Raw genomic sequence first — 26,529 nt, 5'->3', positions numbered from 1 at the left:
CGAAAGCCTTTATATGACCCAAGCCAGAACACACTCACAATGTCGTGGACTCGCGCCACCGGGGTCGCCCCTGTCGTGAGCGACGAGTCCGCCTTCGACTCCTTCTGCGTGCGACGGCGACCGGGGCTTTTCTAGTCCCACTAATACCTATTCCACCCCGACCTTTCGTTCGTTCAACGCGCCCTCAAAACGTACCAACTCGCCGTTAGTCTATTCTGTGCGATTATTTCTCAATAAATTGAGAAGAATTTAAGTGGGTGGAGTCCTTGGCAACGTCCACAATGAAATCCGTTGCACTCGCCTTCTCGGGCGGACTCGACACGACAGTATGCGTCCCACTCCTCGAAGAGGAATATGGCTACGACGAGGTAATCGGCGTCACCGTAGACGTGGGACAACCCGAAGAGGAATTTGCAGAAGCGGAGGAAACCGCGGAAGCACTCAATCTGGAACATTACGTCGTGGACGCGAAAGACGCGTTCGCGGAACAGTGCCTTGACGCGGTGAAAGCCAACGCGACGTATCAGGGCTATCCGCTCGGGACAGCACTCGCCCGCCCGGTAATCGCCAAAGCGATTCTCGACGTGGCGAAGCAAAACGACTGTGACGCCGTAGCACACGGCTGTACCGGAAAAGGAAACGACCAGTTGCGTTTCGAGGCGGTTTGGCGTGCCTCCGATTTGGAAGTCATCGCGCCCGTGCGTGAACTCGGCTTGACCCGCAAATGGGAGATGGAGTACGCCGACGACCACGACCTGCCCGTGGAGGGCGGCAACGAGGGCGTCTGGAGCATCGATACGAACCTCTGGAGTCGCTCCGTCGAGGGCGGCAATCTGGAAGACCCCGGCTACGTCCCGCCGGAGGAAATCTACGAATGGACGACGAAACCGGGCGCGGAAACCGAACTCATCGAAATCGAGTTCGAGAACGGGAAACCCGTCGCCATCGACGGCGAATCCTACGATTCGGTCGAACTCATCGAATACCTGAACGAACTCGCGGGCAAGCACGGCGTCGGGCGCACTGACCTCATGGAAGACCGCATGCTCGGCCTGAAAGTGCGCGAAAATTACGAACACCCCGCTGCGACGACCCTTCTCAACGCGCACCAAGCCCTCGAAGGACTGGTATTGACGAAAGAAGAACGCTCGTCCAAAACTGGAATCGACCAGCAGTGGGCCGAAAAGGCCTACGAGGGACTGCTTTCCGCACCGCTCGTGGACGCCCTCGACGGCTTCATCGACACCACGCAGGAGAAGGTCACCGGCACGGTGACGGTCAAATTCGAGGGCGGACAGGCCCGCCCGGTCGCCCGCGAAAGCGAATACGCGGTGTACTCCGAGGACGCCGCCTCGTTCAACACCGAAACCGTCGGCAAAATCGAACAGGCCGACGCGACAGGAGTGGCGAAATACCACGGCTATCAGGCACGCTTAGCGAATAATGAGTGAGCAAGGGAGTGGAATCGGGAGCGATGAGAGCGGAAACGGCGACGGCGATGTCGTTCGCGGCGACCGTTTCAGCGGCGGCCCTGCTCGCGGATTCCTCTCGTCGCTGTCCGCGGATGAGCGCATCTTCACAGCAGACCTCGCGGTAGACCGCGCCCACGTTGTGATGCTCGCGGAACAGGGCATCATCGAGGACGAGACGGCGGGCGAGATTCTCACCGCGCTGAATGTGGTCGAAGTCGATGGCCACGGCTCCCTGCCGGACGGCGAGGACGTTCACGCCGCAATCGAAACGTCGGTCGTCCAGAAAGTCGGGGACGACGGCGGGAAGATGCACACCGCCAGAAGCAGGAACGACGAGGTTGCGACCTGCATCCGCTACCGTCTCCGCGAAGACGTTTTGGGTGTATTGGATGCAACGCTCGCACTCCGCGAAGCACTGCTCGAAACGGCGGAGTCGCACGCGAATACGGTGATGCCAGGCTACACGCACCTTCAGCCTGCCCAACCGACCACGGTCGGGCACTTCCTCGCGTCCTACGAACAGGCGATTTCGCGCGATACGGAACGCCTGCTCGATGCTTACGGGAGAGTGAACCAGTCGCCTCTCGGCTCTGCGGCGTTTGCGGGGACTCCCTTCGACGTGAACCGCGAGCGCGTGGCCGACCTGCTCGGGTTCGATTCGGTCTTGGGGAACTCAATGGACGCCTCGTCTGCCCGCGATTTCCTCGTAGAGACGGTGTCCGCGCTGGCGAACCTCGCCACGACGCTCTCGGGAATCGCGGAAGACCTCGTCATCTACTCGAATCGCGGGTTCGTGGAACTGTCGGATGATTACTCGTCCACGTCGTCCATCATGCCCCAGAAGAAGAACCCCGACACCCTCGAACTGGTTCGCGCGGTGGCGGGCGATGCGCACGCCGGACTGTCGGGTCTGCTCTCCACACTCAAGGGACTTCCCCGTGCGTACAACCGCGACCTTCAGCGCGCGACACCCCACGCGTGGGGCGCCATCGACGCCGTGACCGACGCAGTCGAGGTTACGGCGGGCGCGGTGGCGACCGCAACGTGGAACGAGGACGTGCTGGCCGAGGAATCCGCGGAGGGCTTTTCGACTGCGACGGGAGTCGCCGACTTGCTGGCCATGTGCGGCGTGCCGTTCCGCACGGCGCACGAGTTGGTTGCGACGGCAGGGGAGGCCGACTATGATGCCCTCGATTCCGCGGCGAACGACGTGCTTGGCGCACCGCTCGCGGAGTACGTTCCCCGCGAGGAAGTTGAGTCTGCACTTGACCCCGAAACGAGCGTCGAGATGCGCGATTCGCACGGCGGCCCTGCTGGCGACGCGATGGCCGAGGGCCTGAGCGATGCGGAGGCGACGCTGGTCGTCCACGAGGAATCTGTGGCCGAACTGGTCGAATCGCTGGAATCGGCGAACGAACTGCTCCAGACCGAGGTGAACGACTATGTCTGAACTACCGCGACCCCTCCGGGGGCATCTATTTGAACACTAATCCGAACCGCGAAATTCGCCTTCTCATGTCGTGAGACGGTAGTCTGCGACTTTTTTTCATAATTAATAACGACGGATTTAAGTCCGATAGTGTGATAGGGGAGAGTACAATGGCAGAATGCGTTGAGTGCGGGGCGGACGTACCCCTGCACGACGATTTGGAATCGGGCGAAATCATCGACTGTGCGACCTGCGGCGTGGAATTGGAAGTCATCGACGTGAACCCGCCAGTCCTCGACCGGGCACCCGAGCTCGAAGAGGACTGGGGGGAGTAACGTGCAAATAGGATTGCTCTACTCCCGTATCCGCAAGGACGAAAAGCTCCTGCTCGCCGAACTCCGTGACCGCGGGCACGAAGTGACGAAAATCGACGTGCGCAAGGAAACGTTCGACCTGACGGACGTGCCGGACACCTTCGCCGACCTCGACGTCGCCATCGACCGCTGTCTGGCGACGAGCAGAAGTCTGTACGCTACACAGTTCTGCGAGGCCTACGGAATCCCCGTCGTCAACAGCCACGAGACGGCGGACATCTGCGCCGACAAGGTGAAGACCAGTCTCGCGCTCGCGGGCGCGGGTATCCCCACGCCCGCGACGAAAGTCGCATTTACGACGAACAGCGCGATGGAGGCCATCGAGTCTTTCGGCTACCCATGTGTCCTCAAACCCGTCGTCGGGTCGTGGGGTCGCCTCATGGCGAAAATCGACTCGAAAAGCGCGGCGGAAGCCATCTTGGAACACAAGGCCACGCTCGGCCACTACGAGCACAAGGTGTTCTACGTGCAGGAGTTCGTGGACAAACCCGGCAGGGACATCCGCGTGCTCGCAATCGACGGTGAACCCATCGCGGCGATGGCTCGCCACGACGACCATTGGCTGACGAACGCCGCGAAAGGCGCGGAAACGACGAAATTCGAACTGGATGCCGAAGCCAAATCGCTGGTCAAGCAGGCAAGTGATGCGGTCGGCGGCGGCCTGCTCGGCGTCGATTTGATGGAAACGGAATCGGGCTACACGGTTCACGAGGTGAACCACACGGTCGAGTTCAAGGCGCTGAACGAGGCGGTGGACGTGGACGTTCCCGCCGAAGTCGTCGATTGGTTAGAATCCACGGTGAAAACGGAGGTGGTGGCCTGATGGCCGCCGCGACCGAAGAGCAAACCGCGGAGAGCGTTTCGGCGCTCTCCACGACCGTCATCGGAGCCAGCGGATACACCGGTGGCGAACTGCTTCGCCTGCTCTCCGGCCACCCCAATTTCGAGGTGGCTCAAGCCACGAGCAGGGAGTACGCCAACAAGACGGTTGGCTCGGTGCATCCGAATCTTCGCGGGACGGGACTGCGCTTTTCGGAACCCGACGACCTCGACTCGGTGGACGTGCTGTTCGCCGCGACGCCCCACGGCGTCTCGATGGAGCACGTAGACGAGTTCAAGGAATCCGCAGACACGGTAGTCGATTTGAGCGCGGATTTCCGCCTCGAAACCGAGGCAGAGTACGACGAGTGGTACGACGGCCACGTCTGCCCAGAGTATTTGGACGAAGCCGTCTACGCTCTGCCCGAAATATTCCGCGAGGAACTGCCCGGCGCTGAGTTGATTGCGGCGGGTGGCTGTAACGCCACTGCGACGATTCTCGGCCTGTATCCCCTGTTCGACGCCGGAATCCTGTCCGGAAGCGAGCAAATCGTCGTGGACGTGAAAGTCGGTTCGTCGGAGGGCGGCGCGAGTCCGAGCAAGGCGTCCAGCCACGTCGAACGCTCGGGAATCGTGCGTCCCTACGCACCGACAGGTCATCGCCACGAGGCGGAAATCGAGGCCATTCTGGACACCAGCGTCTCGTTCACGGCGCACGCCGTGGACATGGTTCGCGGCGCATCCGCGACGAGTCACGTGTTCCCCGATTCGCCCGTTTCGAAAGGTGACCTCTGGAAAGCATACCGAAGCTGCTACGAGGAGGAACCCTTCGTCCGCCTTGTTGCGGGCGGAAGCGGCGTCTATCGCTACCCCGAACCCAAGGCGGTCGCCGGGACGAACAACGCCGAGGTCGGGTTCGAACTCGACCCGAGTAACAAGCGCGTGGTCGTCTTCAGCGCCATCGACAACCTCATGAAAGGGTCGGCGGGGCAGGCAGTTCACGCCGCGAACGTCGCACTGGGATTCGAGGAAACCGCCGGACTAGAGTTTCAGGGGCTTCACCCCGTGGGGTCGCCATGAATGGAAAGTACACGAAAGATGAACTGCTGAATGCGCACGACCAGCTCATCGACAACGACAACGTTCCGGGGGATGCAGAGGACGGCCTTTGGACTGATGGTGGCATAATCGCAGACGAAGACGAGAACGTCCCAATAGTCGTGAAAATCGGCGGCGCTCGCGCGGTGAATCCGGCGGGCGCACTCGGTGACATCGCACACCTGACCGCCAACGGCGAGGACGTGGTGGTCGTCCACGGCGGTTCGACTGCCGTAGACGACACGCTGGAAGCACTGGGTGAAGAACCCGAATACGTCGAATCACCCAACGGCGTCGTCGGACGTTTCACCGATGAGCGCGCGATGGAGGTGTTCGAGATGGTCATGCCCGGCAAACTCAACACCGATCTGACCGCGGATTTGCAGGCAGAAGGCGTCCGTGCAGTCGGACTTTCAGGTGTGGACGGCGCGCTCCTTACCGGGCCGAGAAAGTCCGCCATCAGGGTCGTGGAAGACGGCAAGAAGAAAATCCGCCGCGGCGACCACTCCGGAAAAATCGAGTCCGTGAACGCCTCGCTGTTGGAAACGCTGCTCGCAGAGAACTACACGCCTGTCGTGACGGTTCCCATGCTGGCCGACGACGGAACGCCCGTCAACGCCGACGCTGACCGCGCCGCCGCCGCAATCGCTGGCGCGCTGGGTGGCGAACTCGTCGTCCTGACGGACGTTCCGGGACTGCTCGAAAATCCGGACGACGAAACGACGCTCATCGAGCAGGTCGCCACTCCTGCGGAGATGGCGACCGCGAAGCAGGTCGCGGAAGGTTTCATGACGAAGAAAGTCATGGCGACCACGGAGGCTCTGAACGGTGGGGCGAAATCGGTCGTCATCGCCGACGCGAACAACCGCGACCCGATTACCGCGTCGCAGAAGGGCCACGGGACGAAGTTCACGCCTGCCGCGGTGGGAGGTTCGAAATGAGCGAGTTTGTCTACTCCCAGAAGCCTATTCCAATCGAACACGGCGAGGGGGTCTACCTCTACGCCGAAGACGGAACCGAATACCTCGATTTCGGCGCGAGTTACGCGGTTTCGCCCGTCGGTCACTGCCACCCGGAAGTCGTTTCTGCGGTGCAGGAGCAGGCCGCGGAATTGCTGTTCGTTCACGCCTCGTACCCGACGGAGTCCCGCGATTCGCTGTACGAGAAGTTGGCGACGGCCGCCCCCTCCGGCCTCGAAAACGTCTGGCTCTGTAACTCCGGCACGGAGGCGAACGAAGCGGCGCTGAAGTTCGCCAGAAGCGCGACCGGAAAGTCGAAAATCGTCGCCGCGAAGCGCGGATTTCACGGACGCACGATGGGGTCGCTTTCCGTGACGTGGAAGCCGAAATATCGCGCCCCGTTCGAACCGCTCGTGGACGACGTGGAGTTCGTCACATACGGCGACGAGGACGAACTGGCGGCGGCGGTGGACGACGAAACTGCCGCCGTCGTCCTCGAACCGGTGCAGGGCGAGGGTGGCGTCAATCCCGCAACGAAGAGCTATCTCCAAACCGCGCGCGACGTGACCGCCGAATCGGGGAGCGCACTGCTGTTCGACGAAATTCAGACCGGACTCGGCAGGACGGGCGCGCTCTGGGCCTGTGAACACGCCGGAGTGACGCCGGACATTCTGACGACTGCGAAAGGGTTGGCCAGCGGTCTGCCAATCGGCGCGACCCTCTGTGCCGACTGGATCGCCGAGGACGCCGGGTCGCACGGTTCGACGTTCAGCGGCAGTCCGGTCGTCAGCGCGGCGGCGGAGGCAACTCTGTCGGTGCTCGTGGATGAAAATCTCCCCGCACACGCGGCAGAGATGGGTGAATACCTTCAGTTCGAACTCGACGCCGCGAACCTGCCGGTGCGCGATATTCGTGGCCACGGACTGATGGTCGGCATCGAAGTGAAACGCGGCGCGAATCGTGTAGTGAAAGAACTCGCGCTCTCTCACCAGATTCTCGCGCTCCCAGCGGGACGGAGCGTTCTGCGTCTGCTTCCGCCGCTGACCGTCGAAACGGAACACCTCGACAGAGTCGTTGCGGCGCTGTCGGACGTGTTGGAGGGTGGAAAATGACGCTATCGAAAGCCATGACAGCAACGAAAATCGCGAAATTAGAAGCACACGATTTGCTGGTCGAATTGGTCGAAACGCCATCAGTGTCGGGAAACGAGGGGGCCTGTGCTGAACTGCTCACCTCGTTCTTCGAAGAACATGGCCGTGAGGCGTGGATAGACGACGTCGGAAACGTCCGAGCACCGGGAAACGAAATTCTGCTCACCTCGCACATCGACACGGTTCCGGGGAAAATTCCGGTCGAAGTCGATGACGGCGTTCTCTGGGGTCGCGGAAGCGTGGACGCCAAAGGTCCGCTTGCGGCGATGGCGGCCGCCGCAGTCGAAACGGGCGCGAGTTTCGTCGGCGTCGTCGGCGAGGAAACCGACTCCCGCGGCGCGCGTCGTCTCGTGGAAGACTATTCGGAACCCAAATTCGTCGTGAACGGCGAACCGAGCGGATGGGACGCCGTCACGCTCGGCTATCGTGGATTCCTCTCGGGAACATACTCGGTTTCCGTCGAATCTATCCACACCTCCCGCCCGGAACCGAACGCCATCCAGCACGCAGTCAGTTGGCTCTCTGCTGTCGAATCGGCGTTCGAACCGAACGCCGATTCGACGGGAACGGCGGGTTCGATGGACGAATCGGGTTCCGTCTTCGAATCGGTGACCGCGAAACCGGTTTCGTTCGACGGCGGCCTCGCGGCGGATGGATTGGCAACCGAGGCCGAAATCGAAGTCCAGTTCAGAATCCCGCCGGGGACGACGGCGGACGAGATTTGCGAAATTGCCGAAACCGAACTGGATTCGGGGGAAGTCTCGTGGAACGATTCGATTCCATCCACCATGGCCAGTCCGCGCACAGAACTGGCGCGGGCGTTTCGTGTGGCGATTCGAGGCGAGGACGGCGACCCGAGTTTGCTCCGCAAAACTGGGACGAGCGACGCGAACATCTACGCCGAGGCGTGGGACTGTCCCGTCGTGACTTACGGGCCAGGCGATTCGTCGCTCGACCACACGCCCGAGGAACACCTCGAACTCGCAGAGTTCGACCAGTCCGTGGCCGTCCTTTCGACAGTCTGTGAATCGCTGGAGGGGAAGCTATGACACGCCACTTCCTCGACGTGGACGACCTATCCCCGAGCGAACTAGCCGACGTGCTGTCGCTCGCGGCCGAGTTCAAGAAAAACGGTTCGCCGCCCGAACTTTCCGGACAGACGCTCGCCATGCTGTTCGAAAAGCCGAGCACGCGCACTCGTCTCTCGTTCGAGACGGGGATGACGCAACTCGGCGGGCACGCCGTTTTCATGGGGCCGGAACACACCCACCTCGACCACGGTGAACCCGTTTCCGACACAGGGAGGGTGCTTTCGCGCTACGTCGATTTCGTCATGGGGCGCGTGTTCGACCACGACTGTCTGGTCGAGATGGCCGAATACGCGACGGTTCCGATTATCAACGGACTCTCGGACATCGCCCATCCGTGTCAGTCGCTCGCGGATTTGCTCACGATTCAGGAACTCGTCGAGGCGCAAGACGCCTCGGAACCGGCGAGCGGGCACGGCCCGCGAGCCTTCGAAGACGTGTCGGTCGCGTGGGTCGGCGACGGAAACAACGTCCTCAACTCCTTCGCAATCGCGGCTTCGACGGTCGGACTCGACCTGACGATTGCCACACCGGAGGGATACGAACCGTCAAGCGACGCACTCGCGCGGGCGAGTGACCGCGGCCACTCGCCTGCGCTGACGAACGACCCGGAGGAAGCGGTGGCCGACGCGGATGTCGTCTACACCGACGTGTGGGTCAGCATGGGCGAGGAGGACGAACGCGAGGAAAAACTCGCTGCCTTTGACGGCTTCCAACTGAACGAAGACTTGCTTCCCGATTCGGCGTCCGTCATGCACTGTCTGCCTGCCCATCGCGGCGAGGAAATTACCGGCGACATGTTGGAAAGCGACCGCTCGCTGGCGTGGAATCAAGCGGAAAACAGACTTCACGCACAGAAGGCGTTGTTGGCGTATCTCGACAAAAACGGGTGAGTTAGCGCCGGTAGGCCGCCGCGAACACCGCGCCCAGTACGACGCCGTAGACGAGGTGGCCGACGAGGCTCATCGGGTCGAAGTTCGGAACCGGTGGCATCTCCATCCCGACTGCGCCCAGCCAGAGCGGCATGACGATTGTCGCGGCGACGAACCACAGAAGGACGCCGTACACTGCTCCCAAACCGGTCGTCGGTGCGATTCTGTCGGCGTATTTTCGAAGGCGCGTCATAGTCACGATTCCCCCGAAGAGGAGGCCGAACACGATGCTGTGGAAGAGGTGGGCAACCCACCCCATCGTCGCGCCGTCGAGTCCATAGAGGGACGCGATAGTTGGCATCATTCCCATCGATTGCATGAGGATGCCGAAGACGATTCCACCTGCGAGGCCGCCGAGAATCGAACTCGACCACGTTTTGTTGATTACCCCGCGTCGTCGCACTGTGTCGGTAATTCGCTTCGTTCTCTGTTGTGCCATAGTAGAGGATAGATAATGAATAATTATACATGTTTCCGCAGAGGCCGGACAGGACAGACACCAGTAAGAACGCCTAATTATTGGGTTTTCGGGTGTTTTGATTTCGGAAATCGGTCGGCTGACGGGTAGCCTTTTGCCGCTATCACACGAAGAGGATACGGGATTCACGATGGGCGAGGATACGACACGGCTTGGTTTCGTGGGGGACGTAATGTTGGGGCGGTTGGTCGATGAACGACAGCGACAGCGCAGTGTCACCGCGATTTGGGGAAACGTCGAGAGGCACCTCAAAGCGCTGGATGGGCTGTTCATCAACCTCGAATGCTGTCTGTCGGCCCGCGGAACGCCGTGGACGGACACCTATCGACCGTTTCACTTCCGCGCCGACCCGGATTGGGCGATTCCGGCGCTGAACGCGGTCGGCGTCGATTGGGCGAACCTCGCCAACAACCACATGCTGGATTACGGCCCGGAGGCGCTTCGAGACACGATTTCCTATCTGGACGACGCCGAAATCGCACACTCCGGCGCGGGAATCGACGTTGAATCTGCTCGCGCCCCGGCGTTCGTTTCCATCGACGGCCTCGACATCGCGTTCGTCTCGTTCACCGACAACACGCCGGAGTTCGCCGCCGAATCGGACAGTCCTGGAACCGCTTACGTCGAATTTGATGTGACGAACGATAAGGCGGCGCGAATCATCGGTAACTCACTCGCACAGGCCCGCGAAACGAACCCCGATTTGCTCGTGGCGTCGCTCCACTGGGGACCGAACATGCGCACGGAACCCACCGTCGAATTTCGGGAGTTCGCCCGCTGGTTGGCGAAACAGGGCGTCGACATCGTTCACGGCCACAGCGCGCACGTCTTTCAGGGCGTGGAAGTCGTTGACGGAACGGTCGTCCTGTATGACACTGGCGATTTTCTAGACGACTACGCGGTCGATTCCGAACGACACAACGACCGTAGCTTCATTTTCGAACTGACTGTTGAGAACGACGACCTTGCAGAACTCAGATTGCATCCGACCGAAATCTACGACCTCGCGGTTCACGAGGCGGAACACTACGCGGGCAACTGGAGTATGCAACAGATGGATTCACTTTCCTCGGCGTTCGGAACGCAGTTCGAGCGCGAAGACGACGAACTCGTCTTGTCGCTGTAACGCTGATTTTCGACTTTCGAACCCATTTCGACTCTCATCCCCACTAGCGTTGCCACCGTCCGCGCCTTTTTCACCTCGGAACGCATCCACCCCGGCAATGAACCTGACGCTCTCGAATCCGACCGCGCCGGTTCCCGACGACGCCGACGACGGGGTATGGCTCGCCTGCATCGACTGCGAGTGGGCTGGCCCGCCGTTCGATGAAATCCGTTATCGGTGTCCAGACTGCGAGAGTTTGCTCGAAGTGCGCTACGAGGACCATCCGACGTTCGACGATTTCGCGGAGTCTACCGGGAGCGGCGTCTGGCGCTACGTCGACGCCCTCCCCGTCGAATCCGGCGTGAGCATCGAGGAAGGAAACACGCCGCTGTACGAGGCACCCACCATCGAGGACGAAGTCGGCGTCTCGAATCTGCGAGTCAAACACGAAGGGATGAATCCGACTGGAAGTTTCAAAGACCGCGGAATGACGCTCGGCGTGAAAGTCGCGGAAAAACTCGGAACCGAGCGACTGGCCTGCGCCAGCACCGGTAACACCAGCGCGGCGTTGGCGTGCTACGGCGCGCGGGCGGGAACCGAAGTCCTCGTTTTGCTCCCCGCCGGAAAAGTCGCCGCCGGAAAGGTGGCGCAGGCGAGCCTTCACGGCGCGCGAATCCTCGAAGTGGACGGCAACTTCGACGACTGCCTCGACATCGTGTCCGACCTCGCAAACCGTGGCGAAGCGTACCTGCTCAACTCGCTGAACCCCTTCCGACTGGAAGGTCAGAAGACGATTGGCTTGGAAATAATCGAACAGTTCCGCGACCAGACGGGCGACCTTCCCGACAGAATCGTCCTTCCGGTCGGCAACGCCGGAAACACCAGCGCACTGTTCAAGGCCTTCCGCGAACTCGTCGCCGCCGGGGAACTGACCGCCGAGGAAGTCCCGACCTTGACCGGCGTTCAGGCGGAAGGTGCGGCCCCGATGGTCGAAGCGGTCGAAACCGACGCAGACGAAGTCCGCCGCTGGGGCGAGGTCGAAACCATCGCGACCGCCATCCGAATCGGCAATCCGGTCAACGCACCGAAAGCCCTCCCGGCGATTCGAGAAACCGGCGGCACCGCGATTTCCGTCACGGATGAGGAAATCACCGATGCACAACGAGCGCTCGCAGGGGACGGAATCGGCGTCGAACCCGCCAGCGCGGCGTCTGTCGCTGGCCTGCGAAAACTTCGCGAATCGGGGGAGATTTCGCCGGACGAAAATGTCGTCTGTCTCACCACGGGGCACCTGCTGAAAGACCCCGACGCCGCCGCGGAGGCGGGCGTCGAACCGGAACCCGTTCCGGCCGACACCGACGACGTGTTGGAGCATTTGGCGGAGTAGATGACCGCGACCCCCTCGGCCTCCTCACCTCGAACCGCCAACAGGGTCAAACGACACCCTCCCTGAAGGGAAAACATGGTGGGGAAAACGGACGTGCTGATTCTCGGGGGCGGAATCACGGGTACAGCTATCGCACGCGACCTCGGACTTCGCGGTCTGGATACGATCGTCGTCGAACGGGGCCGACTTGCGGACGGGGCGACCGGAAACATGCACGGCCTCCTGCACAGCGGCGCTCGCTACGCGGTCGCCGACCCGGACAGCGCGAGGGATTGCATCGAAGAAAATCGAACCTTGCGCAACATTGCGAACCACTGTCTCGACGAAACCGGCGGCTACTTCGTGCAACTGCCGGAGGACGACGAATCGTACTTCGAGCGGTCGAAAAAGGCCTGTCTCGATTGCGGTATCGACGTGGAATCGGTTTTCGCAGAAGAAATCCGGGAAGAGCATCCGTATCTCTCATCGGAAACGGAACGGGCGTTTCGAGTGCCCGACGCCGTGATTCATCCGTTTCCGCTTACCGTTGCAAACGCCGTGGATGTCCGCGAACACGGCGGAACCGTCGAAACGCACGCGGAAGTCGTGGACGTGCTCGTCGAAGACGGAACCGTAGCGGGAGCAGAAGTCCGTCACCGGGAGGCGTCCAAAACGGAAACGATTCGCGCCGAACACGTCGTCAACGCGACGGGCGCGTGGGCCGAATCGGCCGGTGCGATGGCGGGTATCGACATACCGATGCGACCGTCGAAGGGCGTCATGGTCGTCGTGGACTTCCCGTCGCTCGACACCGTCGTCAACCGCTGTCGTCCGGCGGCGGACGGCGACATCGTCCTTCCGCACGAAAACACGGCCATCATCGGGACGACGAGCGTGGAAATCGACAATCCGGACGACTACACGAAAGCGCAGTGGGAGGAAGATTTGATGATTGAGGAGGCCAGCAAGACGATTCCGGACATTTCGACGGCCAGAGTCGTCCGGTCGTACTGGGGCGTCAGACCGCTGTTCGGTGGGACGGCCGCAGATTTCGAAGATGGGCGTGCCCAGACCCGCGACTTCGTGCTTCTCGACCATGGTGAACGCGACGACAGACCGGGAATGACGACCATCGTCGGTGGGAAGTTGACGACGTATCGGCAGATGGCCGAGACGGTTTCCGACCACGTCTGTTCGGAACTCGGCGTGAGCGAACCGTGTCGAACCGCGACAGAACCGCTCCCCGGCCGTGACGATCCCGACGAACTTCGGGATGCACTGGACGAGTTCGGCCCGCTTCCACCAGCGGAGGAACTGGCCTCCGACGTGATTCGGGATTAGCGAATCTGGGCGAGTCCGAGGACGATGCTCGCGCTGACAACCAGACACACGAGCAGACCTGCAAACGCGGTCGTGTATCCTGCCTCTCCTGCGACGAATCCGACGTAGGTCGTTCCGAGACTGCCGAGGCCGATGTAGATGGTTCTCGTCGCACCGAGGTCGCCGCCCATGCTTCCGTCCGGGAACACGTCCATCAGGTGCGCCTGCATGGCTGGTGGATACGCCATCAATCCCGCAGAAAAGACCACGACGCTCGCGGTAACCGCGAGCGTGCTGGTCGTCAGAATGACGCCCGCGAGAGCGAGCGTTGCGACGACCAGCGACCCAGCGGCGACGACGGGGCGCGAAATCCGGTCGCCGAGCGACCCCGACAGCGGTTTGACCAGCGCCCCGACGACGAACAACACGGCAAACCCGCCGCCCGCAAGTTCCGGGGAGAAATCCTTTGCCTCCTGCAAGAAGGTCGGGAGGAATCCGGTGACGGACTGCCAGACGAACGCGTACAGCGAATAGGCGACGAGCAAGGCCGCGGTTCTGCGGTTGGCGAACCGTCCCGCAGTCTTTCGAATATCCCCGAGGACTGCTCTCCCGACAGTGGCGTCGATTCGCGGCGGCGTGTAAGCTTCGCGGTTCCACTGGTGAAGCAGGACGAACACCACCACGAGGGCGAGCACGACCGGAAGAAAGGCGAATCGCCACGTCGCAGCTGCGAGGACGACGATTGCAAGCCCCGCCGCAACTGCACCGCCAGCGTCTCCCGACGCGCCGTGGAGGCCGAAGGCCTGCCCGCGGCGCGAGACGAACAGGTCGGAAACGAGCGCCCTCGCCGGAGTTGGGTAGAGTCCCGCCCCGGTTCCGACGACCGCCGCGCCGAGGAGGAATATCGCGTAAGTCGGCGCGCTGGCGAGGACGCCGAACCCGACGACGAGGAGCGAGAGACCGGTGGCGAGTAAGGTTTTGCGCGACAGATGGTCGGAGAGTCGCCCGCTCGGATACTGGCCGAGAGCGTACAGTCCCCACAGTAGGGTGAACGCCAATCCGGCCTGAAACTCCGTGATTCGAAGCGACTCCATCACGGTCGGGAGCATCGGCGAGAGGACGAGTCGGCCCGTCTGAATCATCGCCCAGCCCAGCGAGACGGCGAGGAGGAGCTTCCCCGAGTAGCCCGTTACCAGTCGCTCCTGACTCGCCGATTGAGTTCCGTCTACGAGTTCCTCGCCCACGATTCGAAGGAAAGTATGGCGGGTACTTGAGTCCGGCTTTCGCGGCAGGGCGGAGCCACGATTTGTCGGAGAGTTAGTTCGTCAGCTCACCGAGTCTGGTGCCGTTTTCATATAAAAATATTCGTCCGCTGAATCGCTGGTGCGATTCAGCCGTTCAGCGCGATACTCCGCACCTCAATCATGCGCTCGTCGGCTTCGAGCGCGCGTTTCGCGGCCTCGGTGAGTTCGTCGTCCAGATTGTAGACGGACAGTGCTTCCCCGCCGTCGGTTTCGCGGGCGTTGAACATCCCTGCGATGTTGATGTCGTATTCGCCGAGGACGGTGCCGACGAATCCGATGACGCCGGGTTTGTCGTGGTTTCGCGCCACGAGCATGTGGCCGTGCGGAATCGCATCGACGCGGTAGCCGTCGATGCGAACGATTCTGGGGTCGTCACCAGCGAACAGGGTTCCCTCAACCGTGATTTCCTCGTCTGCACTTTCGACGGTGACCGCGATGAGGCTCTGGAAGTCCTCGGCCTGTCGGGTCTTGCTCTCGGTGACTTCCACGCCGCGTTCCTCGGCGATTTGCGGCGCGTTGACTGCGTTGACCTGCCATTCGAGCGGTTGGAAAACACCTTTCTGCGCGCTGGCGGTGACGAGGTCAACTTCCTCTTCCGCGATGTCGCCCTCGTAGTTCACCTCGATACGCTCGATTCGCTCGTCCAGCAGTTGGGTCGCGATTTTGCCCGCCGTCTCCGCGAGTTCGATGTACGGTCGGACGCGCGGGAATGCACTCTCCTCGACGGACGGCGCGTTGAGCGCGTTGATGACCGGTTCTTCGCGGAGCGCCGCGACGACTTGGTCTGCGGTGCTGGTGGCGACGTTCTCCTGTGCCGCCTCCGTACTCGCGCCGAGGTGTGGCGTGACGATTACGTCGTCCACGTCGAGCAGTGGGTTGTCCTTCGAAAGCGGTTCTTCGGCGAACACGTCGATGGCCGCCCCCGCGAGGATGCCATCTTCGACGGCCTTGGCGAGTGCGTCCTCGTCAATCACGCCGCCGCGGGCGCAGTTGACGACGTAGCCGCCTTCGATTTGCGCGAGTTCCTCGTCGCTGATGAGGCCCTCGGTTTCGGGCGTGAGCGGCGTGTGAACCGTGAGGAAGTCGGCGCGGTCGAGACAGTCGTCCAGTTCGACCAGTTCAGCCCCAAGTTGCCGGGCGAGGTCTTCGCTGATGTACGGGTCGTAGGCGACGAGTTCCATCCCGAGGCTGTCGAGTTTCTTGGCGACTTCCTGCCCGACTCTGCCGAGTCCGACGATACCGAGCGTCTTCTTGTTCAGTTCCGTGCCGAGATAGTCGCCTTTGGCCCACTCGCCGTTCTTGAGTCGGACGTGCGCCTGTGGGATGGAGCGCGCGGCGGCAAAGGCCATTGCAACCGTGTGTTCCGCGGCGGCGCGGACGTTGCCCTCCGGCGCGTTTGCGACGATAACGCCGTGTTCGGTTGCCGCCTCGATGTCGATGTTGTCTACGCCGATTCCTGCGCGTCCGACGATGACGAGTTCGGATGCCGCTTCGAACACCTCGCGGTTCACGTCCGTTCCGGAGCGAACGATGAGTCCGTTCGCGTCGGCGACTGCGTTCAAGAGCGCGTCGCCCTCTACGTCGTAGGCCGTCTCTACCTCGTATCCCGATTCGCGGAGTCGGTCGAGTCCCGCATCGGCGATGGGGTCGGTGACCAGAATCTTCATTGATGGAGAGAAAACACCTGCCGCCCGTTAACGCTTTCTCTCATAGCGAAGATTGCCAGTATAATTTCCTCTCTATTTTATAAGAAAATTTGTCTGCGGGTTATTCGGCGCGTTCCCGTTCTTCGGAACCGATTTGCGACTGCGATTCGGTATCCATCTCGCTATCAATCTCCGGAGCTGTTTCGGCACACTCCGCACAGTAATCGTTCTGTCCGTCTGCAACGAGCGCGACGGGAACGCCATCGACGACGAGTTCCTTGACGAACCGTCGTCGGATTCCCGGTTGATTTCGGGTTTCAGAGCGGTCGCAGACCGAACAGCTATCCGAGAGCGTCGTCTGCTCGGTAACGACGCGCCGTCCGATTCCGTATCGACCGGTGTCGTATGCGCGCCGTGCCTTGCTGAGGCGATACGAAAGAAGAAAGGCAGGGACGAAAACGGCGAGCAAGAGGAGGAGTGCCTTCCAACTGACCAGCGATTTGGCTACGACGCCCAGAAACGCTGCTCCCAAAAGAATACCCGCCAGCGCGAGCGTCCACTTCACTGGTCGGTTCGCGGCGGCGCTGGTCATTACGCTGCTGACTGATTAGTCGAACCGCTGTTCGTACTCTGGGCGGTATTCTGACCGGAGTTTTGACCGGAGCCACCCTCGATGTTCCGGACGAACTGCGGGTAGCCCTCGCCGCCAACAGGGATGTACACCGTGTCGGTTTCGTTCAGTTTCTCGATGTACTTTTCGGTGAGAACGTTCTGGTCGAGCGATTCACTGAGGATGCGGTTCGCTTCGGCCTGTCCTTCCGCCTCGATTCGTTTTCGGTCGGCCTCCAGCTTTTCGACTTCGAGTTCGTTTTCTTTCTGCTGTTTACGCTGTTTCGTGATTTCTTTCTGTTCGACCGATTGGGCGTACTCCTGTGGTAGGTTGACGTTCCGAATCTGCACCGTTTCGAGGATAAGACCATCCTCGTTGAAATCCTGCTGAAGCGTTTCCTGTGCCGCCGCTTTCAGTTTCGTCTGTCCCTCGCCAGTGTAGATTTCGGTGACTGGGAGGCGTCCCGCTTCGGTTCGGAGCACCGACCGAATGCTCGGGCGGATGAGCCGCTGTTCTGCGGCGTCGGTACCGCGATAGTTTTTGTAGAAGTTCACCGCTTCAGCGGAATCGACACGATACCGGATGGTGATGTCGATGTCCACTCGGAGTCCGTCTTCGGTCAAGACGGTTATCGCGTCGTCGGTATTTTCCCTATTGCCGTCACCCTGTTGGCTCGACATGGTGTACGCTTGCGGGCGCGTCGAGAGTGAAACGGTACTCTGCGAGACGGGATTGATGAAGTGCGCGCCGGGTTCGAAGACGGTTCCGCTGGCCGCACCCCACTTTTTGACGACTTTGACGTTTCCTTCCTCGACGGGTTCCCACGCCATAAAGCCGACAACCGGTGCGGCGATGACGACGATGGCGATTCCGATGAGAAGTGTGTTCCCCAAAATACTGCTTAGGTCGATGTCCGGAATCGGACTCGACGACCCATCAGGGTCGATTGGAATGTCGTTACCAGAACTCATGTAGAACATTCGATAGATGACGGAAGAACACCATAGTTCTTGTCATCGTTCGTTCATATCGACTCGAATATTCCAACGACATAGGAATTTCGGACGAGAAATTGCAAGTAGAACCGGCTTTCCAAGTCGATTGACGATAACTACTCTCTGAAGGGCGTCTCCGATTGTTCTCCCAACGGACGGTCGAATTGTCGATAGATATTTCGATGATTGTCGAGAATACGGGCGATAAAGTATGAGTTATCCCTCTGGAACACGGCCGTTGAAATAGCGACCACAACAATGTCTGGTAAATACGACCTCGTAATCGTCGGTGGTGGTATCAGCGGTGCGTCACTTTTGTACACGACCGCGAAGTTCACCGACATCGACTCTATCGCGTTGATCGAGAAGGAATCGGAGATTGCAGCGATTAACTCCCACCACACGAACAACTCCCAAACGCTCCACTTCGGGGACATCGAGACGAACTACACGCTCGAAAAGGCGGAGGAAGTAAAAGAGGGAGCAGAACTGCTCGCAGGCTATCTGGAGAACCACGACCCAGACCGTGAGATGCACGCCAAACGGAGCAAGATGGTGCTCGCTGTTGGCGACGAAGAAGTTCCCAAACTCGAACGGCGGTACGACGAGGAGGGGTTCGGCGACCTCTTCCCGAAACTTCGACCGATTGAGCGCGAGGAAATCGAGGAAATCGAACCCAAAGTCGTCGAAGGGCGCGACTCGGACGAGGAACTGCTCGCACTTCAGACGCCGGACGGCTACGTCGTCGACTACGGCGAAGCGACGAAGTCGTTCGCTGAACGTGCGGCCGAAGAATCGAACGTGGACATCTACACCGGGACGACGGTCACGGACGTCACCCCGACGCTCGATGGGTACACGATTGAAACGAGCGAGGGGCGCTTTGACTCGGATGCGGCCGTCATCGCTGCCGGGTCCCACAGCCTCCAAATCGCAAAGGAACTCGGCTACGGACAAGACAAAGTGTTGCTTCCCGTCGCTGGGAGTTTCTTCCTCGCCGATGACCTCCTGAACGGGAAGGTGTACACGCTTCAAATGAAAAAGCTGCCGTTCGCCGCAGTTCACGGCGATGCGGACGTTCACGATTCGAGTATTACGCGGTTCGGGCCGACCGCAAAACTCGTTCCGACGCTCGAACGCGGACGGGTTTCGACGGTGTCGGATTTCCTCGACGTGTTCGGGTTGAACGCGGCGGCGGTTCTCAGCTACGCTAACATCCTCTCAGACCGGGTTCTTCTCCCGTACGTCCTAAGAAACCTCGTCTACGATGTCCCGGAAGTCGGGCCGAAACAGTTCCTTCCGCACGTCCAGAAGGTCGTTCCGAGCGTCGAAATCGACGACATCGAGCGCGCGAAGGGCTACGGTGGTGTCAGACCGCAGATTGTCGATACGAACGAAAAATCCCTCGACATGGGCGAAGCGAAAATCGTCGGCGACAACATCATCTTCAACATCACGCCGTCGCCGGGTGCTTCGACCTGTCTCAAAAACGCCATGCGGGATACACAGACGCTACTCGAATTTATGGACGAAGAGTACGAGTTCGACGAGGCGGCGTTCCGTGGGGACACGATTGACAACTTCCCCCGTGTGGACGACGCCGATGAAGACGCGGATATGGACGACACCGACGAAGACGCAGAACCGGATACCGTCAACGAACCGCCCGCCGCAGACGACTAACACCCTGTTGCTGTCGTTGGGGTCGATATTGTCTGCCATTTTGTCTCGTCCTTCTCGGCAATTTCCACGCCGACCACGCTCATTTAACAACCAAAAGCCCCAATCAAGATTCGAATGAAGATAGTCGCCTTCGACTTCGACGGGACGCTTTCGGACTCGGAAATGACGGTGCTTCTGGGTGAGCGAAAGGGCGTTGCCGACCAGATGGAAGACATCACGGCACGCGCGATGAACGACGAAATCAGCTACGCGAAGAGCCTCCGCGACCGCGCCGCGTTGCTGGAAGGACTTCCGCTTTCGGACGCCGAGGACGCCTTCGCGGACGTTCGACTTCGCCCGGGTGCCGCGGAAATCCTCTCCGACCTGTCCGAAAAAGGAACCCACGTCGCCATTCTGACGGGTGGATTCGAGCGCGGCGTACTGGCCGCGCTCGACCGCGAAGGTGTTTCCGTGGACACCATCATCGCCAACCGATTGCCGGACGACGGCGAGGCGCTAACCGGTGAGGTGGAAGGGCCGCTCATCGAAGGGACGAAAGACGAGGCGCTGGAGTCGCTGGCCGAGGAACACGACGCAGATATGGTCAACACCGTCGCGGTCGGTGACGGGGCGAACGACCTCCCGATGCTGGAAGTCGCCGGATTGGCGGTCGGATTCGACCCGAAACCTGCGGTTGCTCCGGCCTGTGACACCATCGTTTCGCACATGAACGAACTCCACGACATCCTCAAAACCAAGAACGCTATTTAGGTGGCAGAAGACCAGAGCTACGTGATATTCCGTATCTCGCCATCTTTATTATCTCACGAGTCCTCTAATACAGTCGGTGATTGTAATGGAACGATACACCCCCTTTGAGGATGTAGACCGAATGTTCGAACAGATGCGCTCGCGAATGTGGGGATTCCAAGACCCGCAAAGTGAGCGACAGCAACTGAACGGACGGCCGGGAACCCACATGAACTTGAAAGAACACGATGGACAGTTCGTCCTCGTGGCCGACCTCCCCGGATTCGAGAAGGAAGAAATCGACCTCTCGTTCAGCGACGACGTGCTGACCGTCTTCGCGAAACACGAAGTCACTGGCGATGACTTCACTCGCGCCCGCGAACTGTCCGAACGCGTGACGATGCCCAAGGCGGTCGAAAAAGAGGACATTACGGCGTCCTACCGCAACGGCGTCCTCGAAGTTCGTCTCCCAATCGCGGAACAGGAAGACGAAAAGGGCGGCGACAGAATCGAAATCAGCGATTGATTTTGTCGGACACCCAACTGTCGTCGGCGACGGAAACCACACGAGTGCGGTTTCCATCGTTGATGAGCGGCGGCACTGTCTGCCGAACGACTCGTGCCGGAATCGCAAAGCCGAGGTTTTCGCCGCCAGCGATTCCGGCGGTGTTGACGCCGACGACGCGGCCATCACAGGTCACCAGCGGTCCGCCGCTGTTGCCTGGATTGATGGCCGCGTCGGTCTGAATCGCGCCCGGAATCGAAAATCCTTGGCGAGTCGGAAGCGTTCGATTGACCCCGCTGACGACGCCCTGCGTTATCGTGCCCTGTAAGCCGAGCGGGTTGCCGAGCGCGGCAACCCGCTGGCCGGGTTCGGCCCGTCCGTTCGCGAGCGAGAGCGAATCGACGTAGCTCGGAATTTGCTCGACGCGGAGCACCGCGAGGTCGGTTCTGGGCGCGGTTCCGACGACTTCCGCAGGACGGAACTCGCCGCGATTGAACTGCACTTCGAGTCCGTCAGCATCGGCGACGACGTGTTGGTTCGTGACGATGTACCCCGTCGAGTTCGATTCTAATCGGTAGACGAATCCGGAACCTTCGCCGATTCCACGAGCGGTTTCCACCCGCACTGCGACGACCGACTCTATCGTCTCGTCGTAGAGTTCGGGGTATTGGCAGGTCTGTGCCTGTTGATTGTGGATATTCTGTACCTGCTGGTTCTGAACATTCCGTGACTGTTCACTCCCGATTTCGGCAAATCCGCCACTCGACGTGACGACGACGACTGCAACGAACAGAACGAACGGTCGGTTTATCATCTCACCCTCTGAACGGCGGGAGGGACAATCAGTTCGGTGGCCGGAACAAACGACACCGATTCAGTGCGCGAACAGACTGGCGTGGACCGGCGCAAACCGTCCCGTTTCTGGTTCGAGAAACCGCCGAATCGGCGGCCCGACGGATTCGGGTTCGGTGAGGAAGGCGTCGTGTCCGTGGTCGCTGTCGATGACGCGATGGGTCGTCTCGGCGCCCGAATCGCGGAACGCCGTTTCGAGGCGGTTCGACTGCTCGACCGTGAAATGCCAGTCGCCGGAAATCGAGAGAACGAGGGCTTCGCCGTCGAAGTCGGCGAGCGCGTCCGCGTCGGAGTCGCAACCTGCGGCGAGGTCGTAGTTTTCCATCGCGTGTGTGAGCGAGAGATAGCTGTTCGCGTCGAATCGCTTCACGAATTTTTGTGCCTGATAGTCGAGATAGCTCTCCACGTCGCGGTAGGAGTCAGGGTCAGGGGCGAACGCCGGGGACGATTCCGAAGAATCGTCCCCGGTGCCGAACTCACGAGGGGGACAATCGGCGAGTCGCCTGCCGAACTTCTCGGCCATCGAATCCTTCGAGAGGTAGGTGACGTGGCCCAACTGTCGGGCGAGGGCCAACCCAGCATCTGGATGGTTGGGGTAGTAGTCGCCGCCCTGCCACGCCGGGTCGGAGACGATTGCTCGTCGGGAAACCGCCGAGAGGGCCAGCAGTTGCGGGTCGAGGCGCGCAGACGTGGCGATTGGAATCACCTTTTCGACGCGATTCGGGTACCGCTTCGCCCATTCGAGGGCGTTCATGCCGCCGACGCTTCCGCCGACGACTGCCCGCAGTTCGCCGATTCCGAGGTGGTCAAGCAAACCTCGTTGGGCGCGCGTCCAGTCGCCGACGGTGACCGCCGGAAAGTCGGAACCATAGGGTTCACCCGTTTCCGGATTCGTGCTGTGCGGGCCGGTGGTTCCGTAGCACGACCCCGGAACGTTCGCGCAGATGACGAACTGTTTTCGCGTGTCGATAGGCTTGCCCGGGCCGACCATCTCGTTCCACCAGCCAGTTCCTTGTCCGTCGGGCGTTCCGCGAACCTGCTGACTGCCGGTGAGGGCGTGACAGACGAGAACCGCGTTGTTGCCGGTGTATTCGCCGTAGGTTTCGTAGGCGATTTCTAACTCCGGAATCCGTCCGCCGGATTCAAATTCGAACGAACCCACGGACACGGATGCGGACGCAGTCGTGGTCATCGTGTGGCCTCCTCGATTGCCGAATCGAGGTCGGCGAGGATGTCAGCGGGGTCTTCGATGCCGACCGAGAGGCGAATCAAATCGCGTGTCACGCCCGCAGATTTCTGTTCCTCCGGCGAGAGTTGGGCGTGCGTCGTGCTCGCGGGATGGATGACCAGCGTCTTCGAGTCGCCGATGTTGGCGAGGAAGGACGCGAGTTCGACTTCCTCGCAGAACGTCTTGCTGGCCTCGTACTCGCCGAGTCCGAAGGCAATCATGCCGCCGTAGCCACCTGCCGAACTGCTTCCGGAGTCCAAATACCGACTTGCGTTTCCGTGCGTTTCGTGCGAATCGAGTCCGGGGTAGGCGACCCACGCCACCTCGTCGTGGTCGGCGAGATACTCCGCGACGATGGCGGCGTTGCCGCAGTGGCGAGCCATCCTGAGCGGAAGCGTTTCCAATCCTTGAATCGTCTGCCATGCGTCGAACGGGGACTGCTGATTGCCGAGGCTTCGAAGCGAACGAAACCGAACCGCGGCGGCGAGCGGTGCGTCGGAAAAGTCCCGCGAGAAGTCGATGCCGTGGTACGCGGGGTTGTCGCCCGCGATTTCAGGATAGCCATCCCAGTCGAAATCGCCGCCGTCCACGAGGACGCCGCCGACCGTGGTTCCGCTTCCGTGGAGCCATTTCGTCGTGGATTCCCAGACGACATCCGCGCCGTGGTCGAGTGGGCGACAGAGGGCAGGCGTCGCAAACGTGTTGTCCACGACAAGGGGGACGCCGTGGTCGTGTGCAATTTCGGCCACGCGGTCGAAATCGGGCGTAACGAGCGACGGGTTGCCGATAGTTTCGACGTGAACGAAGGCAGTGTCCTCGTCGATTGCCTCGGCGTAGGCCTCGTAGTCAAGCGTTTCCACGAATCGAGCGTCGATTCCGCGACGGGATGCGGTGTGCGAGAAGTAGGCCGTCGTCCCGCCGTAGGTGTCGGTCGAAACGACGACGTTGTCGCCCGCTTCCGCGAGAACGAGCGTGAGCGAGTCGAGCGCGGCCATCCCGCTGGCGGTGGTGACCGCACCAGCGCCGCTTTCGAGAGAGGTGATGCGGTCTTCCAGCATCTCAACAGTCGGGTTGCTTAGCCGCGAGTAGATGTGCCCGTCGGCTTCCAATGCGTAGAGGTCTGCGGCGTGGTCGGCGTCTTCGAAGGCATAGGAGGTGGTTTGGTACAGGGGCGGAGCAACCGCCCCTGTCGCGGGGTCAGGCTCCTGCCCCGCGTGAACGCTCCGGGTGTCGAATCGGGGCTGGTCGTTGCTCATGTGTAGTAAGCATATTTCCACAGAATTTTATAACCAGCAGTTACGGCAACGTTTGCAGAGTGTGCTAGCAAATGTCGGATGAGAATTGACTTACGACGAAAAATATGCAAGCAGCCATGCGATTGCGGTGAAGAAGACGGCAGCCGCACTTGCTCTGATGGGGTCCCAGTCCCACGTGGTGAGAATCCGGACGAGTTCGATAAAGACGAGAAACAGGACGAGCGTCGTGAGGAGGTTTTGCTTTCTCCGGAGGGGTTCGAAATCGTAATTCGTCATCATCAGTTAATGATCATTTTATATCACGATCGCTTCGAACGACGGGACAGGGAAGAGGTCACGACAAAATGATGACCAAAATTCCTGCCAACAGCATCAAAACGATGACGAGTGAGAGCATGAAGAAGAAACTATTACCAACGCTAGTTATCGCCAACACTTCCTGGCCAGTTTGAGAAACTCGAAGACAACGAGGAGAGCTAGCAGTCGAGCTATTTTGTCCAATTTTCGGTTGATGTCGAGCGTATCGGAGTCGGTCATCGACTAATCGTTTCGGCTTTCGAAGAAAGTGTTTTTAAATCGGTGAGTTACACTGTTGAGTTACTGTTTGGCACGCAACAGGGAAGACCACCGACTTCGTTTATACCGGAATGACCCCGCCCGAAACTCCTACTGGATACCGCCAGCCGACCCGGTTTCACTATTCGTCGCTTCTGCTCGGGGTGCTTTCTGCCATCGTGTTCGCCGCCTCTGCAATCGGATTCGGTGGTCTGCTCTGGTTCTTTCAAGGCAAACCGGAGGAGTTGACGATTAGTATCAGTATCAGTAGTGGGCGCGATTTCCTCCCGCTTTTCGCCGGACTCGGTGTCTTCGTCGGCACGCTGGTCGTCCACGAAGCGATTCACGGGTTCGTCTTTCGACGGTTGGGCTACCGCGTCTCTTACGGATTCGAACCGCGGATTCCGGCGCTCTACACCGTCGCATTCGGACAGTTCGTCACGCGCCGGGACAACATGCTGGTCGACGTTGCACCCCTCGCCGCGATGACTCTCGTCGGGATTCCGCTGCTGGCCGGGCCGATGCCGATTGCATTGGCGGCGTATTTCGCCCTGTTGGTCAACACCTCGGGGGCGGTCGGTGACCTATATCTCCTCTGGCGACTCTGGCGGATGCCATCAGAAACCGTTCTCTACGATACGGATTTTCGCCACAGCTACGTCTTCGAACCCACGAACGACACCGCTATAGGTGTCGGGAAACCATGAAAAACCGATGAAAAAGCGCACGTTCGTCCTGCTCGGATTCGGCACGTTCGCCCTCATCCTCCTGAGCTTTCTCCTGCTCGGATTCGGTCGACTCCTCTTTTCCTACGAGACCGCGCGGTATCTCTCCGCGCCAACGATGCTCCTCTCGTTCGCGCTCGTTCTCGTTCTCTTGGTGCAGTCCGTTCTCACGGTGACGGGACTGTCGGAACTACAGTAGGCGATTTCGCTCCACGAGTCACAGTTCGTCCTGCAACGAACCATACACCCGCACCCACCACACTTGGAGGGGCACGATGAGGAGCGGCGCCCAATATGCGAGTTCCAGACTGACCAGACTCACCGCCATCGAGAGCAAGAAGACGGCGGGAACGATGAGACCCCGAAGGGAAATCAGGCGTGCGTGATGGGGAGTGATTTCTTCCGGCGTAAAGTCCCGCCGAGCGGCGTACCACCACGTCGCCGTCATCGTCAAGCCGACAAGTGCGAAGTTCGTGGCGTACAAACCCCACGTGAGCCGAGTCGAGTACGTTCCAATCAACTCGGTTGGAAACGGGAGAAAGGAGATGGTAAGCAAGAACAGCAGGTTCAGATAGAGAAGGATTCTGTCGTGGCGCTCGATTTGCTGAAAGAGGTTCTGGTGGATGACCCAGTACAACCCGACGGTGAAGAAACTCAACAGATAGCTGAACAGCAACGGCTGAAGTTCGAGCAAAAGAGACGGGAGTTGGCTGTCGGCCTGCGCGGATGGAACGGTCGGTACTTCGAACTGGAGCACCAACAGCGTCAGAACGATGGCAAAAACACCGTCGCTGATAGCTTCGAGTCGCTCGGTTCCCTCGCCCTCCAACACCCGGACGGTCATATCGAG

General features: G+C 60.5%; 27 protein-coding genes. 17 read left to right on the top strand and 10 right to left on the bottom strand.

Going from position 1 to position 26,529, the window contains the following annotated elements; genetic code table 11:
• The first annotated feature begins 281 nt into the window (after positions 1 to 281).
• The 9 genes from BW974_RS12380 to argF all read left to right on the top strand — a co-directional run bounded on the left by BW974_RS12380 (position 282) and on the right by argF (position 9,283).
• Positions 282 to 1,451 (top strand): argininosuccinate synthase, encoded by a 1,170-nt coding sequence (locus BW974_RS12380; protein ID WP_076430589.1) that lies wholly within the window; start codon positions 282 to 284, stop codon positions 1,449 to 1,451.
• Positions 1,444 to 2,922, top strand: a complete 1,479-nt coding sequence (gene argH / locus BW974_RS12375) for an argininosuccinate lyase (protein WP_076430588.1) — start codon at positions 1,444 to 1,446, stop codon at positions 2,920 to 2,922. The genes BW974_RS12380 and argH overlap by 8 nt, the downstream gene beginning before the upstream one ends.
• A gap of 149 nt (positions 2,923 to 3,071) precedes the next feature.
• Positions 3,072 to 3,236 (top strand): lysine biosynthesis protein LysW, encoded by a 165-nt coding sequence (gene lysW / locus BW974_RS12370; RefSeq protein WP_049969434.1) that lies wholly within the window; start codon positions 3,072 to 3,074, stop codon positions 3,234 to 3,236.
• Between the two features lies 1 nt (position 3,237).
• Complete coding sequence (gene lysX / locus BW974_RS12365; protein WP_076430587.1) at positions 3,238 to 4,098, top strand: lysine biosynthesis protein LysX; 861 nt, start codon at positions 3,238 to 3,240, stop codon at positions 4,096 to 4,098.
• A complete protein-coding gene (gene argC / locus BW974_RS12360; RefSeq protein ID WP_076430586.1) occupies positions 4,098 to 5,174 on the top strand; it encodes an N-acetyl-gamma-glutamyl-phosphate reductase in 1,077 nt (358 codons plus the stop codon). Before lysX ends, argC begins: the two co-directional genes overlap by 1 nt.
• Complete coding sequence (locus tag BW974_RS12355; protein ID WP_076430585.1) at positions 5,171 to 6,133, top strand: acetylglutamate/acetylaminoadipate kinase; 963 nt, start codon at positions 5,171 to 5,173, stop codon at positions 6,131 to 6,133. The genes argC and BW974_RS12355 overlap by 4 nt, the downstream gene beginning before the upstream one ends.
• Complete coding sequence (locus BW974_RS12350; protein WP_076430584.1) at positions 6,130 to 7,263, top strand: aspartate aminotransferase family protein; 1,134 nt, start codon at positions 6,130 to 6,132, stop codon at positions 7,261 to 7,263. The genes BW974_RS12355 and BW974_RS12350 overlap by 4 nt, the downstream gene beginning before the upstream one ends.
• Positions 7,260 to 8,351 carry a [LysW]-lysine hydrolase gene (locus BW974_RS12345; RefSeq protein ID WP_175609689.1) on the top strand — a complete coding sequence of 364 codons (1,092 nt, stop codon included), beginning with the start codon at positions 7,260 to 7,262 and terminating at the stop codon, positions 8,349 to 8,351. Before BW974_RS12350 ends, BW974_RS12345 begins: the two co-directional genes overlap by 4 nt.
• Positions 8,348 to 9,283 (top strand): ornithine carbamoyltransferase, encoded by a 936-nt coding sequence (gene argF, locus BW974_RS12340; RefSeq protein WP_076430583.1) that lies wholly within the window; start codon positions 8,348 to 8,350, stop codon positions 9,281 to 9,283. Before BW974_RS12345 ends, argF begins: the two co-directional genes overlap by 4 nt.
• A 1-nt stretch (position 9,284) precedes the next feature.
• Here the strand turns inward: argF and BW974_RS12335 are convergent, their stop codons facing one another.
• Positions 9,285 to 9,761, bottom strand: a complete 477-nt coding sequence (locus BW974_RS12335; RefSeq protein ID WP_076430582.1) for a hypothetical protein — start codon at positions 9,759 to 9,761, stop codon at positions 9,285 to 9,287.
• A gap of 169 nt (positions 9,762 to 9,930) precedes the next feature.
• Between BW974_RS12335 and BW974_RS12330 the strand changes: the two genes are divergently transcribed.
• From BW974_RS12330 to BW974_RS12320, 3 genes are all read left to right on the top strand, one after another.
• On the top strand, positions 9,931 to 10,926 hold the full coding sequence (locus BW974_RS12330; RefSeq protein ID WP_076430581.1) for a CapA family protein: 996 nt from the start codon (positions 9,931 to 9,933) through the stop codon (positions 10,924 to 10,926).
• Between the two features lie 97 nt (positions 10,927 to 11,023).
• Positions 11,024 to 12,292, top strand: coding sequence for a threonine synthase (thrC, locus tag BW974_RS12325; RefSeq protein ID WP_076430580.1), 1,269 nt, complete (start codon positions 11,024 to 11,026; stop codon positions 12,290 to 12,292).
• Between the two features lie 75 nt (positions 12,293 to 12,367).
• Complete coding sequence (locus tag BW974_RS12320) at positions 12,368 to 13,612, top strand: FAD-dependent oxidoreductase (protein ID WP_076430579.1); 1,245 nt, start codon at positions 12,368 to 12,370, stop codon at positions 13,610 to 13,612.
• Here BW974_RS12320 and BW974_RS12315 read toward each other — a convergent pair.
• The 4 genes from BW974_RS12315 to BW974_RS12300 form a co-directional block, all read right to left on the bottom strand.
• Complete coding sequence (locus BW974_RS12315; protein WP_076430578.1) at positions 13,609 to 14,835, bottom strand: MFS transporter; 1,227 nt, start codon at positions 14,833 to 14,835, stop codon at positions 13,609 to 13,611. The genes BW974_RS12320 and BW974_RS12315 overlap by 4 nt on opposite strands.
• A 146-nt stretch (positions 14,836 to 14,981) precedes the next feature.
• The gene (gene serA / locus BW974_RS12310; protein WP_076430577.1) at positions 14,982 to 16,562 is read right to left on the bottom strand and encodes a phosphoglycerate dehydrogenase; all 1,581 of its coding nucleotides are present in this window, start codon (positions 16,560 to 16,562) and stop codon (positions 14,982 to 14,984) included.
• Positions 16,563 to 16,662: 100 nt separating this feature from the next.
• On the bottom strand, positions 16,663 to 17,133 hold the full coding sequence (locus BW974_RS12305; protein ID WP_076430576.1) for a DUF8108 domain-containing protein: 471 nt from the start codon (positions 17,131 to 17,133) through the stop codon (positions 16,663 to 16,665).
• Positions 17,133 to 18,122, bottom strand: coding sequence for a prohibitin family protein (locus BW974_RS12300; protein ID WP_084186292.1), 990 nt, complete (start codon positions 18,120 to 18,122; stop codon positions 17,133 to 17,135). The genes BW974_RS12305 and BW974_RS12300 overlap by 1 nt, the downstream gene beginning before the upstream one ends.
• A gap of 282 nt (positions 18,123 to 18,404) precedes the next feature.
• Between BW974_RS12300 and BW974_RS12295 the strand changes: the two genes are divergently transcribed.
• From BW974_RS12295 to BW974_RS12285, 3 genes are all read left to right on the top strand, one after another.
• A complete protein-coding gene (locus tag BW974_RS12295; RefSeq protein WP_076430575.1) occupies positions 18,405 to 19,829 on the top strand; it encodes an FAD-dependent oxidoreductase in 1,425 nt (474 codons plus the stop codon).
• 114 nt (positions 19,830 to 19,943) lie between these two features.
• On the top strand, positions 19,944 to 20,579 hold the full coding sequence (gene serB, locus BW974_RS12290; RefSeq protein WP_076430574.1) for a phosphoserine phosphatase SerB: 636 nt from the start codon (positions 19,944 to 19,946) through the stop codon (positions 20,577 to 20,579).
• 85 nt (positions 20,580 to 20,664) lie between these two features.
• Positions 20,665 to 21,084 (top strand): Hsp20/alpha crystallin family protein, encoded by a 420-nt coding sequence (locus BW974_RS12285; RefSeq protein WP_076430573.1) that lies wholly within the window; start codon positions 20,665 to 20,667, stop codon positions 21,082 to 21,084.
• Here BW974_RS12285 and BW974_RS12280 read toward each other — a convergent pair.
• From BW974_RS12280 to BW974_RS12265, 4 genes are all read right to left on the bottom strand, one after another.
• On the bottom strand, positions 21,074 to 21,877 hold the full coding sequence (locus BW974_RS12280) for a S1C family serine protease (RefSeq protein ID WP_076430572.1): 804 nt from the start codon (positions 21,875 to 21,877) through the stop codon (positions 21,074 to 21,076). The genes BW974_RS12285 and BW974_RS12280 overlap by 11 nt on opposite strands.
• Positions 21,878 to 21,937: 60 nt before the next feature.
• Positions 21,938 to 23,107, bottom strand: coding sequence for a homoserine O-acetyltransferase MetX (metX, locus tag BW974_RS12275; RefSeq protein ID WP_076430571.1), 1,170 nt, complete (start codon positions 23,105 to 23,107; stop codon positions 21,938 to 21,940).
• Entirely contained in the window at positions 23,104 to 24,399 is a 1,296-nt protein-coding gene (locus BW974_RS12270) for an O-acetylhomoserine aminocarboxypropyltransferase/cysteine synthase family protein (protein WP_076430570.1), read from the bottom strand. Before BW974_RS12270 ends, metX begins: the two co-directional genes overlap by 4 nt.
• 90 nt (positions 24,400 to 24,489) lie before the next feature.
• A complete protein-coding gene (locus BW974_RS12265; protein WP_139328870.1) occupies positions 24,490 to 24,675 on the bottom strand; it encodes a hypothetical protein in 186 nt (61 codons plus the stop codon).
• A 371-nt stretch (positions 24,676 to 25,046) separates the two neighbouring features.
• On the opposite strand from BW974_RS12265, the gene BW974_RS12260 reads away from it, so the two are divergent.
• The gene (locus tag BW974_RS12260) at positions 25,047 to 25,661 is read left to right on the top strand and encodes a DUF3267 domain-containing protein (RefSeq protein WP_076430568.1); all 615 of its coding nucleotides are present in this window, start codon (positions 25,047 to 25,049) and stop codon (positions 25,659 to 25,661) included.
• A 7-nt stretch (positions 25,662 to 25,668) separates the two neighbouring features.
• Positions 25,669 to 25,878, top strand: coding sequence for a hypothetical protein (locus tag BW974_RS12255; RefSeq protein ID WP_076430938.1), 210 nt, complete (start codon positions 25,669 to 25,671; stop codon positions 25,876 to 25,878).
• An 18-nt stretch (positions 25,879 to 25,896) separates the two neighbouring features.
• Here BW974_RS12255 and BW974_RS12250 read toward each other — a convergent pair whose 3' ends face one another.
• Positions 25,897 to 26,523, bottom strand: coding sequence for a TMEM175 family protein (locus BW974_RS12250; protein WP_076430567.1), 627 nt, complete (start codon positions 26,521 to 26,523; stop codon positions 25,897 to 25,899).
• Positions 26,524 to 26,529: the final 6 nt, after the last annotated feature.

Origin of the sequence: Haladaptatus litoreus (assembly GCF_900156425.1) — an archaeon.
GTDB lineage: Archaea > Halobacteriota > Halobacteria > Halobacteriales > Haladaptataceae > Haladaptatus > Haladaptatus litoreus.
Note: the sequence above shows the minus strand (reverse complement) of the source record. Positions and strands in the feature narration are given on the sequence as shown.

Excerpts from the sequence above, each read along its gene's own strand:
- BW974_RS12380 (WP_076430589.1), top strand. The coding sequence starts at position 282 with ATGAAATCCGTTGCACTCGCCTTCTCGGGCGGACTCGACACGACAGTA.
- argH (WP_076430588.1), top strand. The coding sequence starts at position 1,444 with ATGAGTGAGCAAGGGAGTGGAATCGGGAGCGATGAGAGCGGAAACGGC.
- lysW (WP_049969434.1), top strand. The coding sequence starts at position 3,072 with ATGGCAGAATGCGTTGAGTGCGGGGCGGACGTACCCCTGCACGACGAT.
- argC (WP_076430586.1), top strand. The coding sequence starts at position 4,098 with ATGGCCGCCGCGACCGAAGAGCAAACCGCGGAGAGCGTTTCGGCGCTC.
- BW974_RS12355 (WP_076430585.1), top strand. The coding sequence starts at position 5,171 with ATGAATGGAAAGTACACGAAAGATGAACTGCTGAATGCGCACGACCAG.
- BW974_RS12350 (WP_076430584.1), top strand. The coding sequence starts at position 6,130 with ATGAGCGAGTTTGTCTACTCCCAGAAGCCTATTCCAATCGAACACGGC.
- BW974_RS12345 (WP_175609689.1), top strand. The coding sequence starts at position 7,260 with ATGACGCTATCGAAAGCCATGACAGCAACGAAAATCGCGAAATTAGAA.
- argF (WP_076430583.1), top strand. The coding sequence starts at position 8,348 with ATGACACGCCACTTCCTCGACGTGGACGACCTATCCCCGAGCGAACTA.
- BW974_RS12335 (WP_076430582.1), bottom strand. The coding sequence starts at position 9,761 with ATGGCACAACAGAGAACGAAGCGAATTACCGACACAGTGCGACGACGC.
- BW974_RS12330 (WP_076430581.1), top strand. The coding sequence starts at position 9,931 with ATGGGCGAGGATACGACACGGCTTGGTTTCGTGGGGGACGTAATGTTG.
- thrC (WP_076430580.1), top strand. The coding sequence starts at position 11,024 with ATGAACCTGACGCTCTCGAATCCGACCGCGCCGGTTCCCGACGACGCC.
- BW974_RS12320 (WP_076430579.1), top strand. The coding sequence starts at position 12,368 with ATGGTGGGGAAAACGGACGTGCTGATTCTCGGGGGCGGAATCACGGGT.
- serA (WP_076430577.1), bottom strand. The coding sequence starts at position 16,562 with ATGAAGATTCTGGTCACCGACCCCATCGCCGATGCGGGACTCGACCGA.
- BW974_RS12305 (WP_076430576.1), bottom strand. The coding sequence starts at position 17,133 with ATGACCAGCGCCGCCGCGAACCGACCAGTGAAGTGGACGCTCGCGCTG.
- BW974_RS12300 (WP_084186292.1), bottom strand. The coding sequence starts at position 18,122 with ATGAGTTCTGGTAACGACATTCCAATCGACCCTGATGGGTCGTCGAGT.
- BW974_RS12295 (WP_076430575.1), top strand. The coding sequence starts at position 18,405 with ATGTCTGGTAAATACGACCTCGTAATCGTCGGTGGTGGTATCAGCGGT.
- serB (WP_076430574.1), top strand. The coding sequence starts at position 19,944 with ATGAAGATAGTCGCCTTCGACTTCGACGGGACGCTTTCGGACTCGGAA.
- BW974_RS12285 (WP_076430573.1), top strand. The coding sequence starts at position 20,665 with ATGGAACGATACACCCCCTTTGAGGATGTAGACCGAATGTTCGAACAG.
- BW974_RS12280 (WP_076430572.1), bottom strand. The coding sequence starts at position 21,877 with ATGATAAACCGACCGTTCGTTCTGTTCGTTGCAGTCGTCGTCGTCACG.
- metX (WP_076430571.1), bottom strand. The coding sequence starts at position 23,107 with ATGACCACGACTGCGTCCGCATCCGTGTCCGTGGGTTCGTTCGAATTT.
- BW974_RS12270 (WP_076430570.1), bottom strand. The coding sequence starts at position 24,399 with ATGAGCAACGACCAGCCCCGATTCGACACCCGGAGCGTTCACGCGGGG.
- BW974_RS12265 (WP_139328870.1), bottom strand. The coding sequence starts at position 24,675 with ATGACGAATTACGATTTCGAACCCCTCCGGAGAAAGCAAAACCTCCTC.
- BW974_RS12260 (WP_076430568.1), top strand. The coding sequence starts at position 25,047 with ATGACCCCGCCCGAAACTCCTACTGGATACCGCCAGCCGACCCGGTTT.
- BW974_RS12255 (WP_076430938.1), top strand. The coding sequence starts at position 25,669 with ATGAAAAAGCGCACGTTCGTCCTGCTCGGATTCGGCACGTTCGCCCTC.
- BW974_RS12250 (WP_076430567.1), bottom strand. The coding sequence starts at position 26,523 with ATGACCGTCCGGGTGTTGGAGGGCGAGGGAACCGAGCGACTCGAAGCT.